Genomic DNA, 21,985 nt, shown 5'->3' on the forward strand with positions numbered 1-21,985 from the left:
AGAACCTTCGAGTAGGACAGCGATCGAGCTAGGCAAACCTGCAATGTCATCACGGCGCAGACGAACTAGTCGTACCGTTCGAATCTCTGTGGCGTGCGGCGAGTGACTAAGCGCCGTGCTCGCGGTTGCTTCATGCATTCTTGTTGTCCTTAGTGTATTCAACTGCAGTCGCCCGATCGTTCAGGAGATCGCCTGACATGAGAAGTTCCATTAGTGCTGCCAATAGCGTTGAGGGGCCGGAGCAACGGGCTGTAAGAGTTCCATGAACGGAATCAACAGATTCCACGTTGAAAGTGGCCCCGTGTTCTTCGAAAATGAAGGGTAGTTCGGTTTGCGCGATCTGTGGGTGGCGTAGCCCCTCGACAAAAATACTTTTGTTAATGACTTGCCGGGGAGCTTCGAGCTCAAGTCCTACGCTGTCAGCTTCAAAGTTAACTAGTGCTTTGGCGATATTTTCGGCGGGAAGCGTTGTGTCAGGGAGGATGAAAGAATCCATCCTCGGTCTTTCCGAAAGGCTAGTAACGCGGGTTGCGGGCTTTTTGAAAATCCCTTTTTGCTTGACAACTACTTCAACTGTTGCACATGAAAGGTCCGGTATCGCAGATGCGGCCTTCAAGATCACTTCCCTTGTTGAAGAGGAAACGAGTTTCTTTGCATTTCTAAGTGGGATCTCAGAATCCGGATCGAGCTCGACAATTGAGACTATCTCTCCCTGTAATACAAAGGCCCTAAATATTAGTCCTGAGAGTTGTTTTTCAACTAAGAACCTTGTGGACAATGGTGCTACTTCATTACCGTTTTCGTCGAAATCGAACGCTAATTTGGTGGCGGCGTAGGCTGAGATGAGTGGATTGCTACCGGGAGCCCGGTCGGCAGCATCGCGACGGCGGAGCATTTCTAGCGCTTGCCGAAGCTCTTCGGAAGAGCGGATATTCTTTATCGTGGTCGCAGGATTTTCACCCACCATCTCCTTGACGGTAACAGGGTATCCGATCTTTTTTGCCCACTTGGCTGCCCTCGTGCGACTTCTCCATGTAAAGGTCGCGCCTTTAGGCTTGGGTACAGAGGAACGTTCGAATAATGCCCGCCTTAAGCGGCGATCCTGGGCGAATATAACAGCAGGTAATGATGAAGAGTTGGGCACGCCATGAGCGAAACTAATCCTCTGTTCTGATTCGAGTTCCTTGCCAGCTAGCATCACCTGTCTTGGTAGGAGCAAGAGGTCCAGGTCGAGACTTAGCGCAGTTTGATGGATCAAATATCCGTCATAGAGAAAATGTGGAAGTTTTACTCTGCCGACCTGGAACCACTGTGTAGGAGTATCTTGTTTTGTCATGTTTCTTTAAAAATCTTTCACAGTTAGAGGTAGACGCTGCGCACCCTAGTAGCGCCAAAGGGCAGGCTTAGGTAGCTGGAAGTCAAATGCTAGCTTAGCGGGAAGGGGCAGCTGCGACTATATACAAAGGACTAGCGCTTTGGCTCTCAAGTGCTGAGGCATTGCCTTACGCATAGCCACAGTCTTGTTTTATTTAGAGAGGAAGTGGAATCCGGCCGATAGGGGATGTTTCCAAGCGACATCAGAATCAATCGAACATTGGAGAATGCGTGAAACTTCCTTGGCGAAATCTGAAACTTCATTATCGCCACCACCCGCAACGAGAACCTTTGTTGAAAGATTAAGATATCCCTGCATTGCATATCTCTGGCTTGCCTGCCGGATTTTATTCTTTTGCATCATGCTTATTTTGCCGGAATGAGGCATGTGGAACTCTCGCCTGACAGGATAGCCGTGGGACGGTATGGGAGTGAGCGTGACGGCTTCTGCTATGCCAGTCTTGAGTGGGCCTGCAATATCTGAAACGTTAAAATTTAAACTTTTTATCCCCGGCGTTCTTAACCGTTTTGATTCTGGGAAGTATGCGTTCATCATGGCGCTGGGAACATCGCGCCCAATACCCGTTGTCGGATACATGTTAAGCGCGATGTGTGCACGATAATTAAGTTCGATGACTGTGTAATCCTCCCCCTTAGGCTTACTGGGGTTAAAGAGGATGTCTACACCAGCAGCTGCAAGTCCAGGGATCGCTAAGACGCTCTGGATTGCAGCCTGCTGTATATGTTCGGGGAGAGTATCCGTACAATCGATCACATCTCCACCGGCACTTGCATTAGCTTTTCCTCGAAGAGGTAGCACAATATCCTTTTCGAGAACGGAATCGTATGTATAACCGTGGTTTTCGACGAAAGAGTCAACCTCGAAGTCCATCTTGATCGGTGCGGTCGAAAGGAAGGGATTCTTTTGCCGGAGTAGATTCTTTTGTTGAATTAGCTCTCGGACAGTATGCTTACCGTCACCAACGACATGCGCGGGGACTCTGTAAACTGCTGCGACGTATTTGTCTTTGACGACATAGACCCTGTAGTCATCGCCTTCAAAATGTTGCTCAAGTACGAATTTTTCGATGCCTTGAGTGTCCAGCATCCAGTCGTAGGCTTTACGTAACTCCGCTTCGTCCTTGATCCCGACGAGAACGCCTTCACCTTTTGAGCCTCGCAACGGTTTTAAAACGACCGGAAAGCCGAACGCCTGTGCTCTTTCCACGACTTCTGAAAAAGATGTACTAGTCGCTTCAAAAGATACGGTTTCGGGTGCACAAACCCCTGCAGCTCTCAAAGCATCTGTTGTTGCTTTCTTATTACCAACTATTTTGGCTGCTTCACGCGTTGTTAACGGCGAAGGTTTTGACCCATCGAAGACTATGTTCTGATGGCCGTCAGACACCTCAATAAATCGAAGCCGGGGATGGGCGATTCTTACCTCGAGACCTCGACGCCAAGCTTCGAGAGCGATGCAATAACCGGAGAGTATAGTGCCGCCAAACGCACTCTGTACGACTTCGGGCTGAAAGTAATCAGGCCATTCAAAACTCATTGCTTATCTCCCTAAAATCGTACTTCTGTTTCAAAACGTCATTACTACTGTAATGTTAATCATTCCTGGCCTTAGGGGGGTTTGGCATGACCAGAATCAGAATTTCTCTCGTTGGTGATGTGTTAATTCATCAGAGCCTCCTGAAAAAGGTGGAAGAGAAAGACAATTACACTTACTATTCTCACTTTCACGAGATAGCGCCGTTGATTCAAGAAGCGGACGTCTCTGGAGCGAATCTGGAATCAATCACTGCGGGTGCAGAATATGGACTTTCAGGTTATCCAAAGTTCAACGCACCGGTCCAACTACTCGATGGCTTGCAGGAATCAGGATTCGGCCTGCTTAATGTCGCAAATAATCACATGCTTGATAAAGGCGAGAAAGCCCTCCTAGCTTCTCTAACAAACATTCAGGAAAAAGGGCTCCAATACGTCGGAGCAAGTCCGGACAGCTCGGTTTCTACTCCAGGAAGAATTATCAACGTTGGTGGGGTGAAAATAGGTTTTGTCTCGTTTACTGATGGAGCAAAACTGCGTTTAAACCTGATCGACAAGAGCCAGGTGAACTATTTTCCGGGTCAGAGCGAGCCTATCAATATGATTCGTAAGCTTAATCCCATTAAGAAAGCACTCGCGGAGATTAAAGAGGAAGTTGATTTCCTTGTCCTCCAGCTACATTTTGGAGAAGAATACCTACGTTTCCCAAGCGCCTTTCAAAGGGAAATGGTCGCCGCTTTATGCGAGACCGGTGTTGATGTTATCGTGGGCCACCACCCCCACGTCCTTCAACCGTCAGAATGGATTGAGAACTCAAGAGGTAAAAATGTTCTGGTGATGTATTCTGTGGGGAATTTTTTCTCGGGGCAGCTCGGGATTCACCGACAAATCGGAGGTATTTTCTCGGTAGAGTTTGAGGCTCAAGAAGCTGAAGGGAAAAGAGTAATATCTGATGTCACGCCAGATCTAGTCTTAACTTTTGTTGATCACAAAGCGGACTATAGAGTTCGTCCACTTGAGACGGTGGTTCGAGAGCGTAAACGAATAATGTCCGCTGGACATGGACTTGTAGATTCGGCAGCTTTGATTGGCCGAGTGAAAGAGCATGCAACGACTTACATTCCAAACCTGAAGGTTCAATAACGCAGAAGGAACGGGAAAAATTCAGCTCTGGGCTCTGCAATTCCTCAAGTCTGTTGATGGGGCGACTTATCAGGGGCAGGGCATCCGTATTTCAGATGCTAAAGGTCCTCAAAGCTGGTGATTTATGTTTTGCTGGTCGCTGGTCGGGTTGAATTAAGGATTTTATTGTTGAAAGAAGCGCTTGAACACAAGGTGGAAAGCACGCGCTGAGAGCGGGTGCTTTTGGTGGTGTTTCGCGGCGCCTTACCCGAGAACATAGATGCTAGTCGATAGGTGTCGATTACCTAAGGTTTGTAAGTAGCCTCACTGCTTCGCCTGTCGACATAATTGCCTTGCTTGGCACAGTAATCTTGCAGGGTTCATCCGGCGGCGTCAGGGGCGGTCGGTATCATCGACTATATGCAACAGGTCACGCTCGACAGCCAGCTCTCAGAGCTTCTGCCGCCGAAAGAGGCGCAGGCCATTGAGCGTGCCTTCGGCTATTCGACCGTGGCCGACCTGGTGCTTCATTACCCTCGCCGTTACGACCCGAGGGGAGCGCTCACGCCCATTCGTGGCTTGCCGGTCGGTGAACATGTGACCGTCATTGCCGAGGTGGTCCAGGTGACCGAACGGCGCATGCAGCGGCGAAATGGCTCGATCATTGAGGCCACGATTACCGATGGCAAGGGTGAGATGAAGCTCACCTGGTTCAACCAGGCGTGGCGCAAAGAGGCGCTGGCACCCGGCCAGCGAGGCCTCTTCTCGGGCAAGGTCACCGAGTACCGCTCGACACTGCAGCTGGCGCACCCCGAGTACCAAATCTTTACCGAAGAAACGACCATCAGCGAAGACGAGGCCGAGCGTGAAGCGCTCGTCTCGAGCTGGCGTTCTGAAGTCGTGCCTATCTACCCGGCCACAGGCAAGGTCTCGTCGTGGGATATCCAGCGGGCGATGGAACGGGTGTTGACGCTGTTGAGCGTGGTCGAAGATCCGCTGCCCGAATCCATTCGCGACGAGGCCGGCGCCCTCTTTGCTGCCGAGCACGGCGGAATGGAGGCCACCGCCGCTCCAATCATCGATTTTGGCACTGCCATGCAGTGGTTACACCGGCCGGCAGACATGGGCGAGCAGCGCCTCGCGAAAGAGAGCATGCTGTTTCGGGAGGCCTTCGAGCTGCAGCTCGGGCTACTCGATGCGAAGCGACGCGCAGGCTCCCAGAACACTGCGGCATGGCCGAAGCAGCAGGGCAAGATGCTTGAAGCCTTTGACTCCGCGCTCCCTTTTGCGCTGACCGATGACCAGGCCGCCGTAGGGCTTGCGATTGAGCACGGCCTCGCACAGACCGAGCCTATGCACCGTTTGCTGCAGGGTGAGGTTGCCTCGGGTAAGACGCTCGTGGCGCTGCGGGCGATGCTGCAGGTTGCCGACGCCGGTGGCCAGTCGGCCCTGCTTGCGCCGACCGAGGTGCTTGCAAGCCAGCACCTGCGTTCGATTACCGAGACGCTCGGGCCCGAACTCACCGAGGTGCTTCGGCCGACGCTGCTTACCGGTCAGCTCTCGGTTCCCGAGAAACGACGCGCGCTGCTCGATATTGTCTCGGGCAACGCCAAGATCGTTGTTGGCACTCACGCACTCATGAGCGCGAACACTGAGTTTCACGACCTCGGCTTCATCGTCATTGACGAGCAGCACCGCTTCGGGGTTGAACAGCGAGACGCGCTGCGCAAAAAGGGCAAACGGCCGCCGCACGTGCTCGTGATGACGGCGACGCCGATTCCGCGAACCATCGCGCTGACCGCCTTTGGCGACCTTGACGTTTCGACGATTCGGCAACTCCCGCGCGGTCGAATGCCGATCGTGACGCACGTCGTGCCGACCGACGAGCAGCCGCGGTGGGAACACCGTGCCTGGCAGCGCGCTGCAGAAGAGATCGAGCGGGGGCGGCAAATTTACGTCGTGTGCCCGGCAATCTCGCCGACTGAGCAAGAAACGGGCGCTCACCCGGCGGCCGGCGACGCGGGGCAGGGAGGCGCGCCTGGTGGGGCCAGTGGAGCAGGCCTGGCCGGCGCTCCTGGGGCAGGCGACGTTCGTGAGCAGCGGCCGCTCGCCAACGTCGAAGAGACCCTGGCAATGCTGAGCGGGGTGGCCGAGTTGCGGGGTGTGCGAATGGCGGCGCTCACCGGAGCGATGGCTGCCGATGACAAAGACGCCGTGATGAAAGACTTTGCTGCGGGCAACATCGATCTGCTCGTCGCCACGACCGTCATTGAAGTTGGCGTGAACGTGCCAAACGCCTCAATGATGATCATTCGTGACGCGCACCGTTTCGGCGTCTCGCAGTTGCACCAGCTGCGCGGTCGCGTGGGGCGAGGTGCACACGAGGGCCTCTGCTTGCTCGTGACCTACGCGCCGCAGGGCAGCTCGTCACGCGAGCGCATTCAGGCCGTCGCCAGCACAAACGACGGCTTTGAGCTCGCCGAATACGATCTGCAGGTGCGGCGCGAGGGTGACCTGCTCGGGGCCCGCCAGTCGGGCACCGATACCGGTCTGCAACTCCTGCGAGTGCAAGAGCACGGCGAAATCATCGCCGGAGCGAGAGGCATTGCGATGAGGCTCCTTGACCGCGACCCTGAGCTCGCGAGCGTTCCCGCGCTTTCCGGGCTCATTCGTGCCGGTCGTGAAAACGACATTGAAAACCTGACAAAGTCCTAGGCGGCTTGTGTAAAACACTGAAACCATATGCATCTTTCAGACACGGCCCAGTACGCTAGAGGCATGAGCAGGATCGCAGTAGTTCCAGGTTCCTTTGACCCAGTGACGCACGGGCATCTCGACGTGATCCGTCGAGCCTCGGCCGTCTTTGACGAAGTTCATGTCGTTGTCGTTCACAACCCAGACAAAAACGCCATGCTTCCCATTACCGAGCGCGTAAAACTCATTGAAGAGTCGGTTGCGGCAGACGAAGAGCTGCGTGGCCGAAACATCAAGGTGACCTCGTGGTCGATGGGCCTGCTCGTCGACTACTGCCTCGAGGTCGAAGCGAACGTGCTCGTCAAGGGCATTCGCTCGCAGATCGACGTTTCGTACGAGACCCCCATGGTGATCATGAACCGTTCGCTCGCAAACGTCGAGACTGTGTTCTTTCTCACCGAACCGCAGCACGCCCACGTCTCGAGCTCGCTCGTGCGCCAGGTCGCTGCCCTCGGCGGTGACGTGACCCCGTACGTGCCCGCTCCGGTGAAGGCAGCGCTCGACAAACTCCCGCGCCGCTCGCTCTAAGGGGCCTGGCTGGGCTGGGCTCTGTCCGGGCCCTTGGCTCTGGTTTCTGGGCCCTGGCTCCCGCCTGCCCATCAAATTGTTTGCACTTTTGCCCTCGAAACGCCCGTTTTTCGCCTGAAAGTGCAAACAATTTCGCGCAAGGCAGCCAGGGAAGCCACCGCAAGCACCGCGTGGCGCGCGGCGGGCACCCAGGCATGTCAGTTACCCTTATTGTGTGACTGAAACAAATCGCGTGTACCTCGAGAACGTTCGCGACCTCATGCACCGCCCAGGCGAGATGCGTGAGCGTGAGCGCGATGTCGTGACCCCCGAGCACTTCGGGGAGGGGCTCGCCGTCGTGCCAGAGGGCGAGACGATCCACCTCGATATGCGACTCGAATCAGTACACGAGGGGATTCTCGCTACCGTCGTCGCCGACATTCGTTATGTTGCCGAGTGTGGGCGTTGCCTCACGGAGTTTGCCGCCAAGGGAAAAGTCGATTTTACTGAGCTCTTCGCGTATACTCCTACTGAGGCCGACGAGTACGGGGTTCACGGTGATCACGTGAATCTTGAACCCCCGCTCCGAGACGCGATAGTGCTTGCACTACCGTTTCAGCCTGTGTGTCGCCCCGATTGCCTGGGGTTGAACCCCGAAACGGGAGAAAAACGCACGGCTGAAGAAGTGGCTGATGCCGAGCAGATTATTGATCCGCGGTGGGCAGCACTCGCTGAGTTTCAGGCTGACCATGAACGTGTTGAGGGTGAAACCGCCCCCAACGAGAACAAGTAAGAGGAAAACACTATGGCTGTTCCCAAGCGCAGAATGTCGCGCTCAAACACCCGTCACCGCCGTTCGGCGTGGAAGGCTGAGGCACCGAAGCTCGTGAAGACCGTTGAAAACGGCCGCACGGTTTACAGCCTCCCTCACCGCGCACGCGCGGTTGAAGACGCACAGGGCAACGAGCTCTTCCTTGAGTACAAGGGCCGTCGCGTAGCTGACGCGTAAGTCTTCACATGGCAGGGAACAATGACTTCCCGCCGATGAACACAAGAAAGCCGCAGGGCTCGCAAAGCGAACCAGGCGGCTTTCTTGCGTCATTCGGCGTTACCGTGCGTCCCGAGCTGCTCGATCTCGCGCTCACGCACCGCTCGTGGGCGTACGAGCACAAGGCCGCCCCGCACAACGAGCGGCTCGAGTTTCTCGGCGACTCGGTGTTGGGTCTCGCGGTGACCTCGCGTCTCTACGCCGATTTTCCGGCGCTTACCGAGGGGCAGCTTACGATGCGTCGTGCGGCTATCGTCTCGAGTAACGCGCTCTCGGGCATTGCCCGCACGATTGGTCTTGGCGAGCACATCAAGCTGGGCCGCGGCGAGAAGCGCTCGGGCGGTCGCGAGAAAGACTCGATTCTCGCCGACACCGTCGAGGCGATCATCGGCGCCGTGTACCTCTCTGAGGGCCCCGCTGCAGCCGACCGCTTTGTGCGCGAGCTCACCGATCCGCTCTTCGCAAACATTGAGCACCTCGTTGTGCTCTTTGACCCGAAGACCACGCTGCAAGAAGAGGCGGTCGCCCGCGGCGAGGGCTTCCCGTCGTACACGGTTGAGGGCTCTGGCCCGAACCACGAGCGCCTTTACACCGCGAAGGTCACCCTGGGCGGCTTTCATGGCGAGGGCACCGGAACGAACAAGAAGGCCGCCGAGCTTCTCGCGGCCCGCAGCGTGATCGAGCAGTTGCGCGCGGCTGGCGATCTTCGCACGGTTGCGCAACACGCGGCGGATCATTCCCAGGCCGAGCCCGCCGCCTCACCGCAGAAGGCCCGCTAGCCCGATGCCAGAACTCCCTGAGGTAGAGGTCATTCGGCAGGGGCTCGCGCAGGCCGTGAACGGTGCGCGGGTCGCCTCCGTCGATGTTCTTGATGTTCGTGCTCTGAAGCGGCACCAGTCAGGTGACGCATCGCCAGAGCACGACTTTGCGGCCCGGCTTACGGGCGCGACGCTCGGGGCTCCGGCTCGCCGCGGCAAGTTCTTGTGGGTGCCGCTTGATCCTGGGCCTGCTGGGTCTGTTGCGCCGACTGCTCTTGACGCGACTGCTCTTGACGCGACTGCTCTTGACGCGACTGCTCTTGACGCGACTGCTCTTGACGCGACTGGAGCTGCGCCGACCGAGCAGATGCCGGCTACGGCCGCGCCAACAACGGCGTTGCTTGGTCACCTCGGCATGAGTGGGCAGATGCTCCTGCGCACGCTTGAGCAGCCCGATGACCGACATGTGCGCGTTCGGGCATGGCTCGACACTCGTGAGCACGGCGAGCTGCGACTCGACTTTTGCGATCAGCGGCTCTTCGGGTCACTCGCGCTCGACGAACTCGTCGCGACAGACGACGGTGAGGCCGCGGGGTGGGGAAGCGAGCACGCGCTGATTCCGGGCCAGGCGGCGCACATCGCGCGCGATCCGCTCGATCCTGTGTTTGATGCTGAGCGAGTGCTTGAGCAGTTCGCACGTCGCCGAGTGCACGTGAAGAAGGCCCTGCTTGACCAGCGCATCGTGAGCGGTATCGGCAACATTTACGCCGACGAGGCGCTCTGGCTTGCTCGGGTACACCCCGAGACGCCCGCGGCCAACCTGTCGCGGCAGGCGGCCCGGAGGCTGCTCGACGCGGTGCACGGCGTGCTTGAAAAGGCGCTCGCTGAGGGCGGCACGAGCTTCGACGAGCTGTACGTGAATGTGAACGGTGAATCGGGGTATTTCGCGCACTCGCTCAACGCGTACGGTCGCGGTGGAGAAGCGTGCTCACGCTGTGACGGCGTTATCAAGCGGATCCCGTTCGCTGGCCGCTCGAGTCATTTTTGCCCGAGGTGTCAGCCGCGGCGCTGAGCACCAGAGCAGCTCGCTTCGGTATCATTTACTGATGCCATTCTCTGCTTTTCAAGATTTCGTTGCGCTTGTCAACGATCGATACGGTGCACCTGGAGACCCTTACGCCGAGGAGCAGAACAGCGATTACGAGTCAGGTACTGTGGCGCTTGGCGCGAATGTGTGGCGCATCCGTACGGCGCGAGTGACGCCCAAGAAACCGGGTGCCTTTGTCGCCGTATGGTGCCGCGATGAACAGGGCGAAACTCGTCCGTTCGATTCCTCTGAGAACGTCTCAGGACTGTTGGTCTTTGTGCGGGGAGAAGATCAGCAATTTGGTGTATTTCGGTTCACGAGCGACGTGCTCGAACGTATGGGGATCACTCGCTCTGAGCGTCATCCGGGGAAGCGAGGATTTCGTGTCTACCCGAGCTGGAGTTCTGGGCTGAACCGCAGCGCTCAACATGCACAGCACGATCAAGCTTCGTCGTTCGAGATCTTGCGCTAACGGCATGAAACGCGCAACCAGCGCATGGAAACCGACAACACCGACTGACCCTATTGATGAGAAGGCCTCAGCGGTAGGCTGACGATATGGCCAGGCCAACATCACAATCAGCATTGCTCGATGCAGCGAAAACGCAGTACACGAAACTCATGTCTCTTATTGACTCGATGAGTGACATTGAGCGGAGCGTGCCGTTGTCGTATGGGCCTGATTTCAAGAAAACAGAAGCGCACTGGACACGAGATCAGAGCCTCCGTGACATTCTCGTTCATCTGTACGAGTGGCATCAGCTGCTGCTGAACTGGGCGAACTCGAATCTCGCTGGTGAGGCTTTGCCGTTCCTGCCGAAACCGTATACGTGGAAAACCTACGGTGATATGAACGTGGAGCTTTGGCGCAAGCATCAAGACACCTCGTACGACGAAGCCCGCCAGCTGCTCGAAGAGAGTCATCGGAGTGTGGTCACACTGATCGAAGGCCTCTCAAACGAGGAGCTATTTGAGAAAGCGTTCTTTCCCTGGACAGGGACGACGTCGCTCGGTTCATACTGCGTATCTGCAACTTCGAGTCATTACGACTGGGCGATAAAGAAAATTCGAGCACATATCAGGGCGCAACAAGCGCTTAAACCGGCGTAAAGAGAACGACACCAGTCGCCCAGGTGATACTCTATGTGAGTATTTTGGGGCTTGCTGCGCTGACGCGTGAAGCGCAGCCTGTTGAAACCACGCACGGAAGGCGATCAACGTGATTATTTGGCGAGGATGGGGTGTGCTCGCAGCTCTCTATGCGTTCGCAGCGATGATTCTCTTTACGGGCGTTGGGTCTCAGATCCTGCCCTCGGAGGCGTTGCCGTTCTCTGCCGCCATCGGCCTCGCGGTCGCGGCAGTCGCGACGTGGTTCACGGGGATCGCCCTCAACCAGTCTGGTCCCCAAGGCAAAGTGGACCTGTGGATCGCTGAACGTAACTATCAGCTCACTGAGCTGGTTGAGACGGGCCAGTTTTCACTCGGCCCAGGGCAGCCACAGCCGCAGAGCCTCGAAGAAGCTCGTGAGATGGCTGCAGCACTTTTCGAATACGAGAAAGCTGAGCTCAACAAGACCGCGTTTAACCAGCACACTCTGTTCTGGATCCCATTGCAGTACATTTCTTTCGGCTTGGCGGCAATCGCCGTCACGGTGCTTATCAGCAGCCTATTCTGACGGCGCGTAATTCGTGCTTGCCGGAACACCGCTCATCTTGCAGCTTTTCACCGTGCTCACGCAAGCGTTATGATCGTGACTTTCGTGAGCCGCGTGCCCTCCGGCGAATCTTTCGTGCCATCAGTTGGCTCACGATTGCGCTTGGAATGAGTAAACATACCCCTCGAACAACATCACCCATGTGCAAGGGGTGGCCTCTGCGGTCGAGCTCTTTGCGCGCAATCAGTGCACCCGGGAGCATGATCGGTAGGGCAGTAGCAACCCCCGCGGTATACCGTCGTAGCGAAGCTGACGCTGCGAGGTGGGTATAAACGTGGGCCTCAAGCCCTGCCAGTGCTGCACGGTACATTGAAGAGCGGCCACCGGTTTTTTGCCCGCGCCAGCACGCGGCGGTGACAATCACCGCCATGATCGCAACCGCTGCCCACGACTGGTGCTTATCAATGCGCACAGAGTCGATGTTGGTGCGGTCAGCTAAGTCGTCACACGTGGCTGGGAACGCTAAGGCTTCTTCGACATCATGAATGGCCCAAGCGGCGAACAGCACTGTTGGCCCGACAAGTCTCATATAAGCATCATAGGTGCTGGGCGATGGCCCTCGTCAGCGAGCGATTGAGCGTCAGGACACCGTGCCTCGTTACCTTGTGGCCGACTCCGGTCGATCGACCGCGAAGGCGAGGTGGGGCATAGTGACGCCCCGGTACTGCTTTTCGAAGCGGCCGCGAACCGTCATGCCGAGCCTGATGGCGACGTTCATTGAAGCGAGGTTCGTGTCGCGTATTTGCGCCCACACTCGTTCTGCATCGAGCTGATCGAAAGCGTAGTCGCGGCACGCGCGCGCTGCTTCGGTCGCGTAGCCGTGATGCCAGTATGTTCGGTTGAAGAGGTAGCCGACTTCGATCACGTCTTGGTCGAGCATGTGCTGCCGGGTGAGCCCGCACTGGCCGATCATCTGGCCGGTTGACCGTAGCGTGACCGCCCACAGCCCAAAGCCGTGGGCGTTATATCGCTCGGTCATGCGCAGCAGCCAAGCATCGGTCATGGTCTCGTCGAAGGCTCCCTCGTAAGCGGCCATCGTTTGTTCGTCCTGGAGTATTCCGCGAAGCGCGGGAAGGTCGTCTGCCGTCATCTCTCGCAGAGCAAGGCGTGAAGTCTCAAGGTGCATACGGCTATTGTTTCAGGGCGCGCCCCGAAAAGCCGGGTTCGACGTCTTTTAGGGCACTGTGGCGCTCGCCGCCGGGCGTACCCGCGTTTACTTGTCGAAAAGCAGGGTGTTATGCCGTAAACACCCTGCTTTTCGTCAAGTAGCGGCGATCACGCCCGTTGCGGATCGCCTGCCCAGAGCCCATTGCGGATCGCCTGCCCAGCGCCTGCCTAGCGCCCGCCCGACGCCGGCACCGCCGGGTAGCACACGATCTACCTCGCGCGCCGAACCCGGCCCTCGTCCCAGACCGGCACATCTGACTCGGTGACCTCGCCGTCCTCACCGAAGACGAGGTAGCGGTTGAAGTCGCGGGCGAACCAGCGATCGTGGGTTACCGCGATCACGGTTCCGTCGAAGGCGCGCAGGGCCTGCTGCAGCGCCTCACCTGAGACGAGGTCGAGGTTATCGGTCGGCTCGTCGAGCAGCAGCAGGGTTGCGCCGCCGAGTTCGAGGAGCAGGATTTGCAGTCGCGCCTGCTGGCCGCCCGACAGTGCCTCGAAATGCTGCTCTGACGCCGCCGCAAGCTCGTAACGGGAGAGCGCCTTTGCGGCCTGCTCGCGGGGGAGGCCTTGTCGGTGCTCGTCGCCGCGGTGCATGATGTCGAGCAGCGTGCGGCCGAGTAGATCGGGGCGCCCTTGGGTCTGGGCAAACCAGCCGGGGCGCACGCGCGCACCGAGTTTCGCGGTGCCCTCGTGCAGCACGGGTTCGATAATGACATCGGTTCCCGGCCGGTTCTCGGCCTCGGGGTCGGTGCCGCCCGCGGCGAAGAGTCGCAGCAGGTGAGACTTGCCAGACCCGTTCGAACCGAGCACCGCAATACGGTCGCCGTACCAAACGTCGAGGTCAAAGGGCAGCATGAGCCCGGTGAGCTCGAGGTCGCGGCACACGATCGCTTTCTTGCCCGTGCGCCCACCGCCGAGCCGCATCGCGAGGGTTTGCTCGCGTGGCTGCTCCTGAGGAGGGCCGGCTGCCTCGAACCGTGCGAGCCTCGTCTGGGCGGCGCGGTAGCGGCTCGCCATGCCGTCGTTATATGCAGCCTTTTCTTTGTACATCTGCACGAGGTTCTTGAGCTTCTGGTGCTCTTCATCCCATCGCTTGCGGAGCTCCTCGAATCGTTCGAAACGTGCAGCCCTGGCCTCGTGATACGTGCTGAACGAGCCGGGGTGGGTCCACGTGGTGTTGCCTGCCGCGCCGAGTTCGAGGGTGACGATCGCGGTCGCACTCTGGGCGAGCAGCTCACGGTCGTGGCTGATGAACAGCACGCTCTTCTCAGACGCCCGCAGCCTCTCTTCAAGCCAGCGTTTGCCTGGCACATCGAGGTAGTTGTCTGGTTCGTCGAGTATGAGCACCTCGTCGCTGCCACGCAGCAGCGCTTCGAGCGCGAGTCGCTTCTGCTCGCCACCCGAGAGCGACTGCAGCGGGCGTTCGCCGCACCGCTCGAAGGGCATGCCGAGCGCCGCGGTCGTGCAGACATCCCAGAGCACTTCGGCATCGTATCCGCCCGCGTCGCCCCATGCGGCGAGAGCGCGAGCATAACTCATCTGCACGGCCTCATCGCGGTTCGGGTCGTCGTTTTCGAGGAGGCGGTTTTCGGCCTGTCGGGTGCGCTCTGCGGCCTGCTGAACCACTTCGGGTGAGAACGAGAGCAGGAGGTCGTGCACGGTGCCAGCGGTGAAAAACTGGGGCATGACACCAACCTTTCCACCGCTCGATACAGCACCCTCGTCGGGTGCGGTTTCGCCCGTGATGATGCGAATGAGGGTTGATTTGCCGGCACCATTAGCGCCGATAAGGCCAACTTTTGCGCCGTTGCCGACGCGAAAATTGACGTCGCTGAGGAGTGGTCGACCGTCTGGCAGTGTGTAGCTGATGCCAGCGAGTTCGAGGTGAGACATGGGTACTGCTTTCTTCCCACGAGTGTGGGTAGCGAAGAATGATTGCGGATCAGAGCGTGCGTCGGTACCGACGCACGCAGCGTCGGGTCGCGTGCGCGGGTGGCCGTCTGAGCCCGAATCGATCGGGGAAACCGGGGAAGTCGGGGAAGCCTGGCAAGTGGGGCAAGCCAGGGAAAACGAGTACGCCGGGCAAGCGGCAAGAAAGGGGTGGCCACGAGGCCTCCTGTGTAGCGTGCCGCGAGCGATAATCAGGCTCGTGGCGGTCTGACGGGGGTCAGGAAGGGTCAGAAAAGACACCCTCCGAGGGGAACCCTGCGCGGATGAGACGCAGGCCCGTTAACCAAATGCCAGTCGGTACACGCTTCGACCGTATCGCACTAGAGTGTCCCGGCGCCAGGGCGAACTGCCAGATGCCAGTTTTCTGGGGCACGTGCTTTCAGAGGGATGAGCTTTTGGTATTGTCGGCCGCATGCTTGTCGCGCCCGAAGTCGCTGTCAGGAACAACGCAAGGCTGGGCAAACGCTGATGAGAGCTGGGAGCCAAGGCTGCACCGGTCAGGTCTCGTCGATACGCTACGGTCATGAGCGTTATCACTTCAACAGCAAGGTTTATCAGTTGGGCTGGCTTGACCGCAGCAGGAGCGGTGCACGCCGTTTGGGCGACGGGCTCGTCGTGGCCCGCGAAGAACACGAAGGCGCTCGGCAGCGCGACCGTGGGCAGCACCAAGGCGACGCCTAGCCCCGGTGCGACCGCGGCTGTTGCCGTGGCAGCGCTCAGCGGCGGTGCCATCGCGGCGGGAGGCCTCGGTGAGGGGCGAACCGCCGTTGGCCTGAGACGGCTGATGGGGCTTGGCATGATCGCCCGCGCGGTTGCCGGTGGCGACGCTGCGCTGCGGGCATTGGGGCTCGCAAAGCCCAACGCGACGTTCACCGAGCTCGACCGTCGCTACTACCGCCCGCTTTTCGGCGCACTCGGCGTCGCGCTGCTGCTTGGCGCCAAGAAGAAACGTTGAGCGAGCGCTCCCTCACACGCTGAACGTGCCCGGGAGCTTTCCCGCGGTGCGTTCGTAACCGTCGACGAAGCCGAGCTCTCGCTCGTCGAGCGCGGCGCCGATCCGCTCGATCGCGTGCGCGATGAGCCGGTGGTCGGCGGCGCTATCGCGGCGGATCATCGCCGGTTGCGAGCTGCATGAGCACTCCGTTGATCTCGGGTAAGGCCTCGCTGCGAAGCTGTGAGCGGCGGTGAATGATCAAGAGCACACCAGCGACAAGGAGCCCGAGAGCCGTGAGCGTGAGGGCAGCAACGCCAACCGCGCCGGTTGCGCCCAGTGTGCCAATGACCCCGATAACCCCAGGCTTTGCGGGTACCACTTGCTCGGCGCTTGCCTCGCTCGCTGTGACCTCCGAACCGTCGGGCAGGGTGCCGGTCGCCGATGCCTTGTTGACCAGCGTCTTGCCCCGGTGCGCCTCATCAATCATGAGGTGCGTGTGAGCGGTGGCGTGCTCTCCTGGCTCCAGCACCCCAGGGGTTCCGGGCCAGTCGATATCGAGGGCCGTGAGCCCCGGCATTTCATCGGTGAATGTGACGTCGCTGAGCGAGACGTTGCCGGTATTCGTGGCCGTGAGCGTGTAGCTCACGCGATCGCCACTCAGTGACAGTGCTGCTCGTTTGGTCAGCGAGAGCCCGGGGGCCTGCTGCGTGAGAAGCTCTGCGCTTGCGGTCGTAGTCGCGGTGATGCCCTTGGCAGTACCGGTTGCGGTCGCGGTGTTGAGCACCCCTCCAGCATCGATGTGCGCCTGCTCAAGTTCGAGCGTCGCATGGGCGAGCACTGCTTCGCCCGGTTTGAGCGTTCCGGGCTCACCAGGCCAATAGCCGAAGCGAAGCGCTGAGAGACCGTCAAGCTCGTCAGACACACTGACATCGTGCAGCGTAACGCCCCCAGTATTGGTCACGGTGAACTCGTAGATGACCTCGTCACCGACGCCGTGCGCATCGCCAGCATCGACAGTCTTCGCCAGCGAGATGGCCGGTTGAGTCGTGAATACGAGTTCGCTGCCAGCGTGATGTGTCGCCCGAGTGAGGCCAGAGAGACTGAGCCCGCTCACCACGGCCTCGTTCACGAGAATGCCCTCGTCGATGTGTTGCTGCGTGAGCGAAAGCTTGGCTGTTGCGGTGACCTGCTCACCGGGAGCGAGCTCTCCCTCGGCTGCGGGCCACTCGCCAAACGTCATGTTTGCGAGACCCTCAAGCTCATCGTTCAGAGCGATATCGCGCAGTGTCAACGTACCCTGGTTGGTCACCGTGTAGGTGTACAGCACGGTGTCGTCGGCAACCGCATTGGCTGTGACGCTTCGATCGAGCACTTCGGGAGTAACCCGCAGGCTGATCGCGGCGGTGCCGGGCACCACGGTGATCGTCTTGGCATCTGCGGTCACGGGTTCTTCGCCAGCTGACGCGCCAACCCGCTGAGCGCTCACGGTCGCGGTGTTCGTGACCGTGCCGTCGTCGATGTGCTGCTGCGAGAGCGCTAGTGTCGCTGTGCCCACCGCTTTCTGGCCGGGGGAGAGCGTTCCTGCTTCGCCCGGCCACGCAATGTCGAGGCTCGGCAGACCGTCTAACTCGTCGGTCATCGTCACTCTGTCGAGCGTCACGTTGCCGGTGTTCATCGCGGTGACCGAGTACTCGATGGTGTTAGTGGCGACGTTCATCGTGCCGTGCTTCTCGAGCTGCACGTCTGGCAGCTGTGTGAAGACGACCTGGGCCGAATCGTCGTCTTCGGTTGTCTCGCCTGTTGCGGGGTGCTTTGCGCTTGCGCTCGCGCTGTTCACAAGAACACCTGCGTCAAGGTGTTCTTGGGTAATCGTGATGCTCGCGGTCGCGATCGCCTGCTCGCCAGGGGCGAGCACCGCTTCTTCACCGGGCCACGTGATGTCAAGGTCGCTGAGCCCCGGTAGGGCGTCGGCGAGCGTAACATCGCTGAGCGTCGATCGGCCCACGTTCGTCATCTCGAAGCGGTAGTCAGCCTGGCTACCCACCGCGCCTCCATCACGCACGGTGACGGTCTTGTCGAGGTCGATGACCGGGGTATTGTCGAAGACAACGAATGCGTCGTCATCATCGCGAATACTCTTGCCTTTCGGGGTGAGACCGGTAGCGACCGCCTCATTTTTCAAGACGCTCGCATCGATGTGCGCTTGCGTGAGCTCGAGGCTCGCGGTTGCGCTGACTGAATCGCCCGGGGCGAGTCGGCCTGGAGCGGTGGCATCGGGCCATGCCTCGAAGGCAATGTCGCTCATGCCAGCAAGCGGGTCGTCAATGGTGACATCGCTCAGCGTCAGGGTGCCCGTATTGGTGACCGTAAAAGCGTACTTGACGGTGTCGCCCGCTGCCGCCTGCTCAGGGTCAACGCCCTCAGCGAGCATGGCCGACTTCTCAATGGCGAGCGTTGCTATGCCCGCGAGCGGCACGGTCGCTGCCGCCTCTGCGGTAACCGGATTTGGCGTTGCCGATGAGGTTGCCGAAACCGTTGCCGAGTTCGTCGCCGCGCCCTGATCAAGCTGTTCCTGCGTGAGCGCAGAGGTCGCTGTTGCCGTGACTTCTTGGCCGGGCGCGAGCTCGCCGGGGCTCGGCTCATCGGGCCAAGAATCGAAGCGGATCTCGCTGAGCCCCGCGAGTTCATCGCTGATCTTGATGTTGTTGAGCTGGGTATTGCCGGTGTTGCGTACCGTGAACTGCCACAGGATTGGCTGGCCTGGTAGCGGCACTTTCGGCGCGATGCCTTGCTTCGCGAGCTCAACGCGCGGCTCAAGGTTCTGGAATCCGAAGTCTTGCGCATCAGCAACACCACCGCGACCAAGCTCGATGAGCCCAGAGACGCCGTCGCTGCCGTTGCTCGGTGATACGGTGTTTTGCCACTGACCAGTCGTGGGTGGCAGGCTCGCGGCGTCGACGCTCACGACAATGGCGCCAGAAGTGAGCTCTGAAAAACGGTATTCTCCGTGAGCATCAGTTTTCACGCGGTCGATTACTTGATCACCTCGAGTGAGTACGACGGTGACTCCGCTCAGAGTGTGCTCTGTCTCATCGCGCAGCCCGTCACCGTTTGCATCGTTCCACACGATGCCTGACACCTCGGCAGCGGTGACCCGAGCGAGGGCAGGCTTAGCTTCTGGAAGCACCGTGCTTGCGCCCTTGAGGCTTCCGCTCACGGTGCCAGCGAAGACATCGCCACTGCGTGATTTCGGGGCGCTGAGCGTGAACGCAAGCCGGCCGATGCTCTCTGCTCCAGAGACGAAGTCTGCTACGACCACGCGCAGAGCAGTGGCCCCTGCGATCTGCTCAGGGGTTGCCTGCTCGTAGTCGATCCACCGGTATTCGGCGGCGGGAGCCGTGGGACGTGGCACCTGGCGCACACCCGAGTCAGTCGTGAGCTGTAGCGTTGCACCAACACGGTCGTTTGCCGTGAGCGCTGCCTCTGCGAGGGTGATGGGGCCGGTTACGCTCGTACCGCGCTCATCGCCATTGTGGGGCAGAACCGTTATAAACGAGCTTTCGCCTTGACCCTGGGCAAGAAAGTTGAACCAGTCGATCTCGTACTCTACTGTTTCACCGGGGTCGAGCTCTGGGGTGACTGCTTCGATTTCGACCTTCGTTGCCGGGGCCTGCGTGGCTTTGATGCCCGTGGGTATCCAGGCGACAGAACCGTCGGCATTATAGATTTGGTCGGCACGCACGGCGGCTTCGAGGTAAAAGTACCCGTCGTCACTCTGCGGCGCGATTTGAGACGTGTTGACGTCGATGACGACCGGCGAAGCGACGGTTTGTAGCGAGTGAAGCGGCAGTTTGTAGAAGAACGTGAGGGGCATGCGACCCTGGTCATCGATCTCGCCGAACTCCCAGCGCCACGCCTGGGCGTCGATGCGTGAGAAGTCAATGGTTGAGAGTACGAGGTTTTCAGGCAGGAGCATTTCGAGTTGCAGCCCCGTGATCTTGGTCTGCTTTGCGAGCTCGCTGTCGGCTTCTGGGCTGCCCTCGACCTTTCCCAAGCTGGGCAGCGCGGTGTAGCGAACTGCCTGGCCGGCGATAATGGGGTCTTTGCTGCCCACCGGCTTATGGGAGCTGTCGAGCCCGACGCCAGAAATGCCCGGCGATGCCGTGCCCGCACGAACCGTGAGCGATTCGGCCGTGTTGCCGGTGTACTCGAGGTGTTCTTCGTGCTGGGTCTTCGCGCGCACCAGCCCATGCGTATCAATGACACCGGTATCGGGCATGCCGTTGACGTAGTCGCGGGCTACCTTCAGCTGCGTTTCGGCCGAGATCTTTGCCTGGCCTATTTTTTCAACTGGTTCGCCGTTGTTAGGCACGTACGCTTCAACGAATTCGTAACGCAGGCCATTGATCTGCGATCGATCGCCATCGTATGACTCGAGAGGCACCCAGTTGAGCGTGAGCGCGTTTGCGCTGTCAGGCGCGGTAGCATACTGCGGGCCTGCCTCGTCGGTCACGAACACTCGATAGTCGGCTCCTGGTCGAAGCACCTCGCCTAGCTCAGGTTTCAGCTTTCCCGGGGCGACGAGTGAATACTCAGCGGCATCCCAGAACTCAAAGAAATTCAGCTCTTCGGTGGGCGGTACCTCAGAGGTCGTAGCGTTGTGCTCTTTGAAACCGTAGGGCTGAAAATCGACCCGGTGTATGAACTCGTACCCGGGAAACACTATGCGGTTGAATCGAACGGTGTTGTTTTGATCGACCCGCTTTGCCGCCCCCGAAACCTTTGGTTCGAAGAGCGTTGGTGGGCGCGGCGCGTTGTCTTTCTGCCGATACCAGCCCGTTGCGGTCGTCTCTGACTTACCAGTGTCGCTGAGCGGCTGGCCATCGACGGTGAGCCAAGGCTGCTCAGACGACGGGGCGACAGACGTCGAAACATTGATTGGTTTCTCTGAGGCTGACGGCACGAGTCGCGTGGGTATGTAGATTGAGATTTCGGCCGAGCCGGAGCCCGCAAAGAACTGGTCGTCGTTAAGTTTCTCGCCTTCGAGCACAAGTTCGAAGGTGCCAGCAGCGGTGTTGATCTTTTCGAGCCTGGCGGTAACGCCGTAGGTCGGGGTACCTGAGATCTCGACCGCATGGGGAAGCGTTGCCTGGTCAATACCGTCACCGGTGAGGGAGTACTGGCCCGAGATGCGAACGGAGTCGTTGTTCCACACCACCGGCCTCGTGCCGGCAACGGTAACGGCTTCGTTGCGCACCGAAACCGTAAATTTGTTTGCAATCGCAGGCTCAGCCTGCTGCCCGAAATCAACGTCCTGTCCTGCTGCTGTGGGCGATCCGCCACCGCTCGAATTCAAACGGTTGCGCAGGTCAACCTGGTGCACACCGACCGACGTGACGGTCTGCGGTGTTCCTGTCGTGCCGATTTCACGGGTTGAGTTGCCGTCACTGACCGAGACGGTGGGGAAGTATTCGACCCCAACCGCATCGGTGATGCGTTTCGGGCCCCCGCTAATGTTCGTGAGGTCGACCACCTGAACCCCGGCGTCGGCGCGGTCTGAAGCGATCTTGACGGTGAGTAGCCGGCTGCTCTGCGAAAGTGAGTAGGTCGATACGTACCCGTTTTCGCCCCCGGGGTTGTGCAGCCCGGAGAGGTCGAGTGATGATCGATCCCAAGCCCAGCCTTCGGGAAGGAGCTGGGTAATGACTCCGTCTTGCAAGCCGGTCAGTGTCATCGTCCAACCGAAATTGACGAGGTTGCCGAGCCCCACGAGGCCGTCGTTCGTTTTTTCATCGCCCGGAGCGACACTCGTGCCGTCGTCGACAACTCGCAGTTCAAAGTCGCTCACCGACCCGGTTGCTGCAGCGGCTGGCGCGGCTCCTGGCCCTGCCGCAACGAAGCCCGTGAGCACGAGCAAGCCAGTGAGCAGGCTCGCTACGACCCTTGCGGTTGCCAAACGAAACGATGTTTGTGAGACCACTGTATTCCCCCGAATTGCCCCTTGATGCGCAGACCA

Annotated in this window: 18 protein-coding genes; 11 read left to right on the forward strand and 7 right to left on the reverse strand. The window is 59.3% G+C overall.

Annotation, left to right across the window (positions count from 1 at the left end; genetic code table 11):
* Nucleotides 1–130: 130 nt before the first annotated feature.
* Together KTJ78_RS08795 and KTJ78_RS08800 are read right to left on the reverse strand one after the other, a co-directional pair.
* Nucleotides 131–1,336, reverse strand: a complete 1,206-nt coding sequence (locus KTJ78_RS08795) for a hypothetical protein (RefSeq protein WP_217134672.1) — start codon at nt 1,334–1,336, stop codon at nt 131–133.
* Nucleotides 1,337–1,525: 189 nt separating this feature from the next.
* On the reverse strand, nt 1,526–2,932 hold the full coding sequence (locus tag KTJ78_RS08800; protein ID WP_217134674.1) for an ATP-grasp domain-containing protein: 1,407 nt from the start codon (nt 2,930–2,932) through the stop codon (nt 1,526–1,528).
* 86 nt (nt 2,933–3,018) lie between these two features.
* Here KTJ78_RS08800 and KTJ78_RS08805 point away from each other — a divergent pair, with 86 nt between their 5' ends.
* The 10 genes from KTJ78_RS08805 to KTJ78_RS08850 all read left to right on the forward strand — a co-directional run bounded on the left by KTJ78_RS08805 (nt 3,019) and on the right by KTJ78_RS08850 (nt 11,879).
* Nucleotides 3,019–4,071 carry a CapA family protein gene (locus KTJ78_RS08805; protein WP_217134676.1) on the forward strand — a complete coding sequence of 351 codons (1,053 nt, stop codon included), beginning with the start codon at nt 3,019–3,021 and terminating at the stop codon, nt 4,069–4,071.
* 399 nt (nt 4,072–4,470) lie between these two features.
* Nucleotides 4,471–6,765 (forward strand): ATP-dependent DNA helicase RecG, encoded by a 2,295-nt coding sequence (locus KTJ78_RS08810; protein WP_217134678.1) that lies wholly within the window; start codon nt 4,471–4,473, stop codon nt 6,763–6,765.
* Between the two features lie 63 nt (nt 6,766–6,828).
* Nucleotides 6,829–7,332, forward strand: coding sequence for a pantetheine-phosphate adenylyltransferase (gene coaD, locus KTJ78_RS08815; protein ID WP_217134680.1), 504 nt, complete (start codon nt 6,829–6,831; stop codon nt 7,330–7,332).
* Nucleotides 7,333–7,546: 214 nt separating this feature from the next.
* Nucleotides 7,547–8,104 carry a YceD family protein gene (locus KTJ78_RS08820; RefSeq protein WP_270911823.1) on the forward strand — a complete coding sequence of 186 codons (558 nt, stop codon included), beginning with the start codon at nt 7,547–7,549 and terminating at the stop codon, nt 8,102–8,104.
* Nucleotides 8,105–8,116: 12 nt separating this feature from the next.
* On the forward strand, nt 8,117–8,320 hold the full coding sequence (gene rpmF, locus KTJ78_RS08825; RefSeq protein WP_217134682.1) for a 50S ribosomal protein L32: 204 nt from the start codon (nt 8,117–8,119) through the stop codon (nt 8,318–8,320).
* 35 nt (nt 8,321–8,355) lie between these two features.
* Entirely contained in the window at nt 8,356–9,138 is a 783-nt protein-coding gene (rnc, locus tag KTJ78_RS08830; RefSeq protein WP_217134684.1) for a ribonuclease III, read from the forward strand.
* Between the two features lie 4 nt (nt 9,139–9,142).
* Nucleotides 9,143–10,189 (forward strand): bifunctional DNA-formamidopyrimidine glycosylase/DNA-(apurinic or apyrimidinic site) lyase, encoded by a 1,047-nt coding sequence (gene mutM, locus KTJ78_RS08835; protein ID WP_217134686.1) that lies wholly within the window; start codon nt 9,143–9,145, stop codon nt 10,187–10,189.
* A 34-nt stretch (nt 10,190–10,223) separates the two neighbouring features.
* Nucleotides 10,224–10,676 (forward strand): MepB family protein, encoded by a 453-nt coding sequence (locus tag KTJ78_RS08840; protein WP_217134687.1) that lies wholly within the window; start codon nt 10,224–10,226, stop codon nt 10,674–10,676.
* Nucleotides 10,677–10,762: 86 nt separating this feature from the next.
* On the forward strand, nt 10,763–11,314 hold the full coding sequence (locus KTJ78_RS08845; protein WP_217134689.1) for a ClbS/DfsB family four-helix bundle protein: 552 nt from the start codon (nt 10,763–10,765) through the stop codon (nt 11,312–11,314).
* Between the two features lie 109 nt (nt 11,315–11,423).
* A complete protein-coding gene (locus KTJ78_RS08850) occupies nt 11,424–11,879 on the forward strand; it encodes a hypothetical protein (protein ID WP_217134691.1) in 456 nt (151 codons plus the stop codon).
* 67 nt (nt 11,880–11,946) lie between these two features.
* Here the strand turns inward: KTJ78_RS08850 and KTJ78_RS13940 are convergent, their stop codons facing one another.
* The 3 genes from KTJ78_RS13940 to KTJ78_RS08865 form a co-directional block, all read right to left on the reverse strand.
* Nucleotides 11,947–12,447, reverse strand: a complete 501-nt coding sequence (locus KTJ78_RS13940) for an HXXEE domain-containing protein (RefSeq protein WP_217134693.1) — start codon at nt 12,445–12,447, stop codon at nt 11,947–11,949.
* Between the two features lie 69 nt (nt 12,448–12,516).
* Nucleotides 12,517–13,044 carry a GNAT family N-acetyltransferase gene (locus KTJ78_RS08860; protein ID WP_217134695.1) on the reverse strand — a complete coding sequence of 176 codons (528 nt, stop codon included), beginning with the start codon at nt 13,042–13,044 and terminating at the stop codon, nt 12,517–12,519.
* Nucleotides 13,045–13,295: 251 nt separating this feature from the next.
* Nucleotides 13,296–14,978, reverse strand: coding sequence for an ABC-F family ATP-binding cassette domain-containing protein (locus tag KTJ78_RS08865; RefSeq protein WP_217134697.1), 1,683 nt, complete (start codon nt 14,976–14,978; stop codon nt 13,296–13,298).
* A 580-nt stretch (nt 14,979–15,558) separates the two neighbouring features.
* On the opposite strand from KTJ78_RS08865, the gene KTJ78_RS08870 reads away from it, so the two are divergent.
* Complete coding sequence (locus KTJ78_RS08870; protein ID WP_217134699.1) at nt 15,559–15,990, forward strand: DUF3995 domain-containing protein; 432 nt, start codon at nt 15,559–15,561, stop codon at nt 15,988–15,990.
* A gap of 12 nt (nt 15,991–16,002) precedes the next feature.
* On the opposite strand, the gene KTJ78_RS08875 is transcribed toward KTJ78_RS08870, so the two are convergent.
* Entirely contained in the window at nt 16,003–16,149 is a 147-nt protein-coding gene (locus KTJ78_RS08875; protein ID WP_217134701.1) for a hypothetical protein, read from the reverse strand.
* A complete protein-coding gene (locus tag KTJ78_RS08880; protein WP_217134702.1) occupies nt 16,133–21,925 on the reverse strand; it encodes a CLIPPER-2 domain-containing protein in 5,793 nt (1,930 codons plus the stop codon). The genes KTJ78_RS08875 and KTJ78_RS08880 overlap by 17 nt, the downstream gene beginning before the upstream one ends.
* Nucleotides 21,926–21,985 lie beyond the last annotated feature (60 nt).

Source organism: Leucobacter chinensis (assembly GCF_019049105.1).
In the GTDB taxonomy this organism is placed as follows: domain Bacteria; phylum Actinomycetota; class Actinomycetes; order Actinomycetales; family Microbacteriaceae; genus Leucobacter_A; species Leucobacter_A chinensis.

Coding starts and splice junctions, on each gene's coding strand:
- KTJ78_RS08795 (WP_217134672.1), bottom strand. CDS start 1,336: ATGACAAAACAAGATACTCCTACACAGTGGTTCCAGGTCGGCAGAGTA.
- KTJ78_RS08800 (WP_217134674.1), bottom strand. CDS start 2,932: ATGAGTTTTGAATGGCCTGATTACTTTCAGCCCGAAGTCGTACAGAGT.
- KTJ78_RS08805 (WP_217134676.1), top strand. CDS start 3,019: ATGACCAGAATCAGAATTTCTCTCGTTGGTGATGTGTTAATTCATCAG.
- KTJ78_RS08810 (WP_217134678.1), top strand. CDS start 4,471: ATGCAACAGGTCACGCTCGACAGCCAGCTCTCAGAGCTTCTGCCGCCG.
- coaD (WP_217134680.1), top strand. CDS start 6,829: ATGAGCAGGATCGCAGTAGTTCCAGGTTCCTTTGACCCAGTGACGCAC.
- rpmF (WP_217134682.1), top strand. CDS start 8,117: ATGGCTGTTCCCAAGCGCAGAATGTCGCGCTCAAACACCCGTCACCGC.
- rnc (WP_217134684.1), top strand. CDS start 8,356: ATGAACACAAGAAAGCCGCAGGGCTCGCAAAGCGAACCAGGCGGCTTT.
- mutM (WP_217134686.1), top strand. CDS start 9,143: ATGCCAGAACTCCCTGAGGTAGAGGTCATTCGGCAGGGGCTCGCGCAG.
- KTJ78_RS08840 (WP_217134687.1), top strand. CDS start 10,224: ATGCCATTCTCTGCTTTTCAAGATTTCGTTGCGCTTGTCAACGATCGA.
- KTJ78_RS08845 (WP_217134689.1), top strand. CDS start 10,763: ATGGCCAGGCCAACATCACAATCAGCATTGCTCGATGCAGCGAAAACG.
- KTJ78_RS13940 (WP_217134693.1), bottom strand. CDS start 12,447: ATGAGACTTGTCGGGCCAACAGTGCTGTTCGCCGCTTGGGCCATTCAT.
- KTJ78_RS08860 (WP_217134695.1), bottom strand. CDS start 13,044: ATGCACCTTGAGACTTCACGCCTTGCTCTGCGAGAGATGACGGCAGAC.
- KTJ78_RS08865 (WP_217134697.1), bottom strand. CDS start 14,978: ATGTCTCACCTCGAACTCGCTGGCATCAGCTACACACTGCCAGACGGT.
- KTJ78_RS08870 (WP_217134699.1), top strand. CDS start 15,559: ATGAGCGTTATCACTTCAACAGCAAGGTTTATCAGTTGGGCTGGCTTG.
- KTJ78_RS08875 (WP_217134701.1), bottom strand. CDS start 16,149: ATGATCCGCCGCGATAGCGCCGCCGACCACCGGCTCATCGCGCACGCG.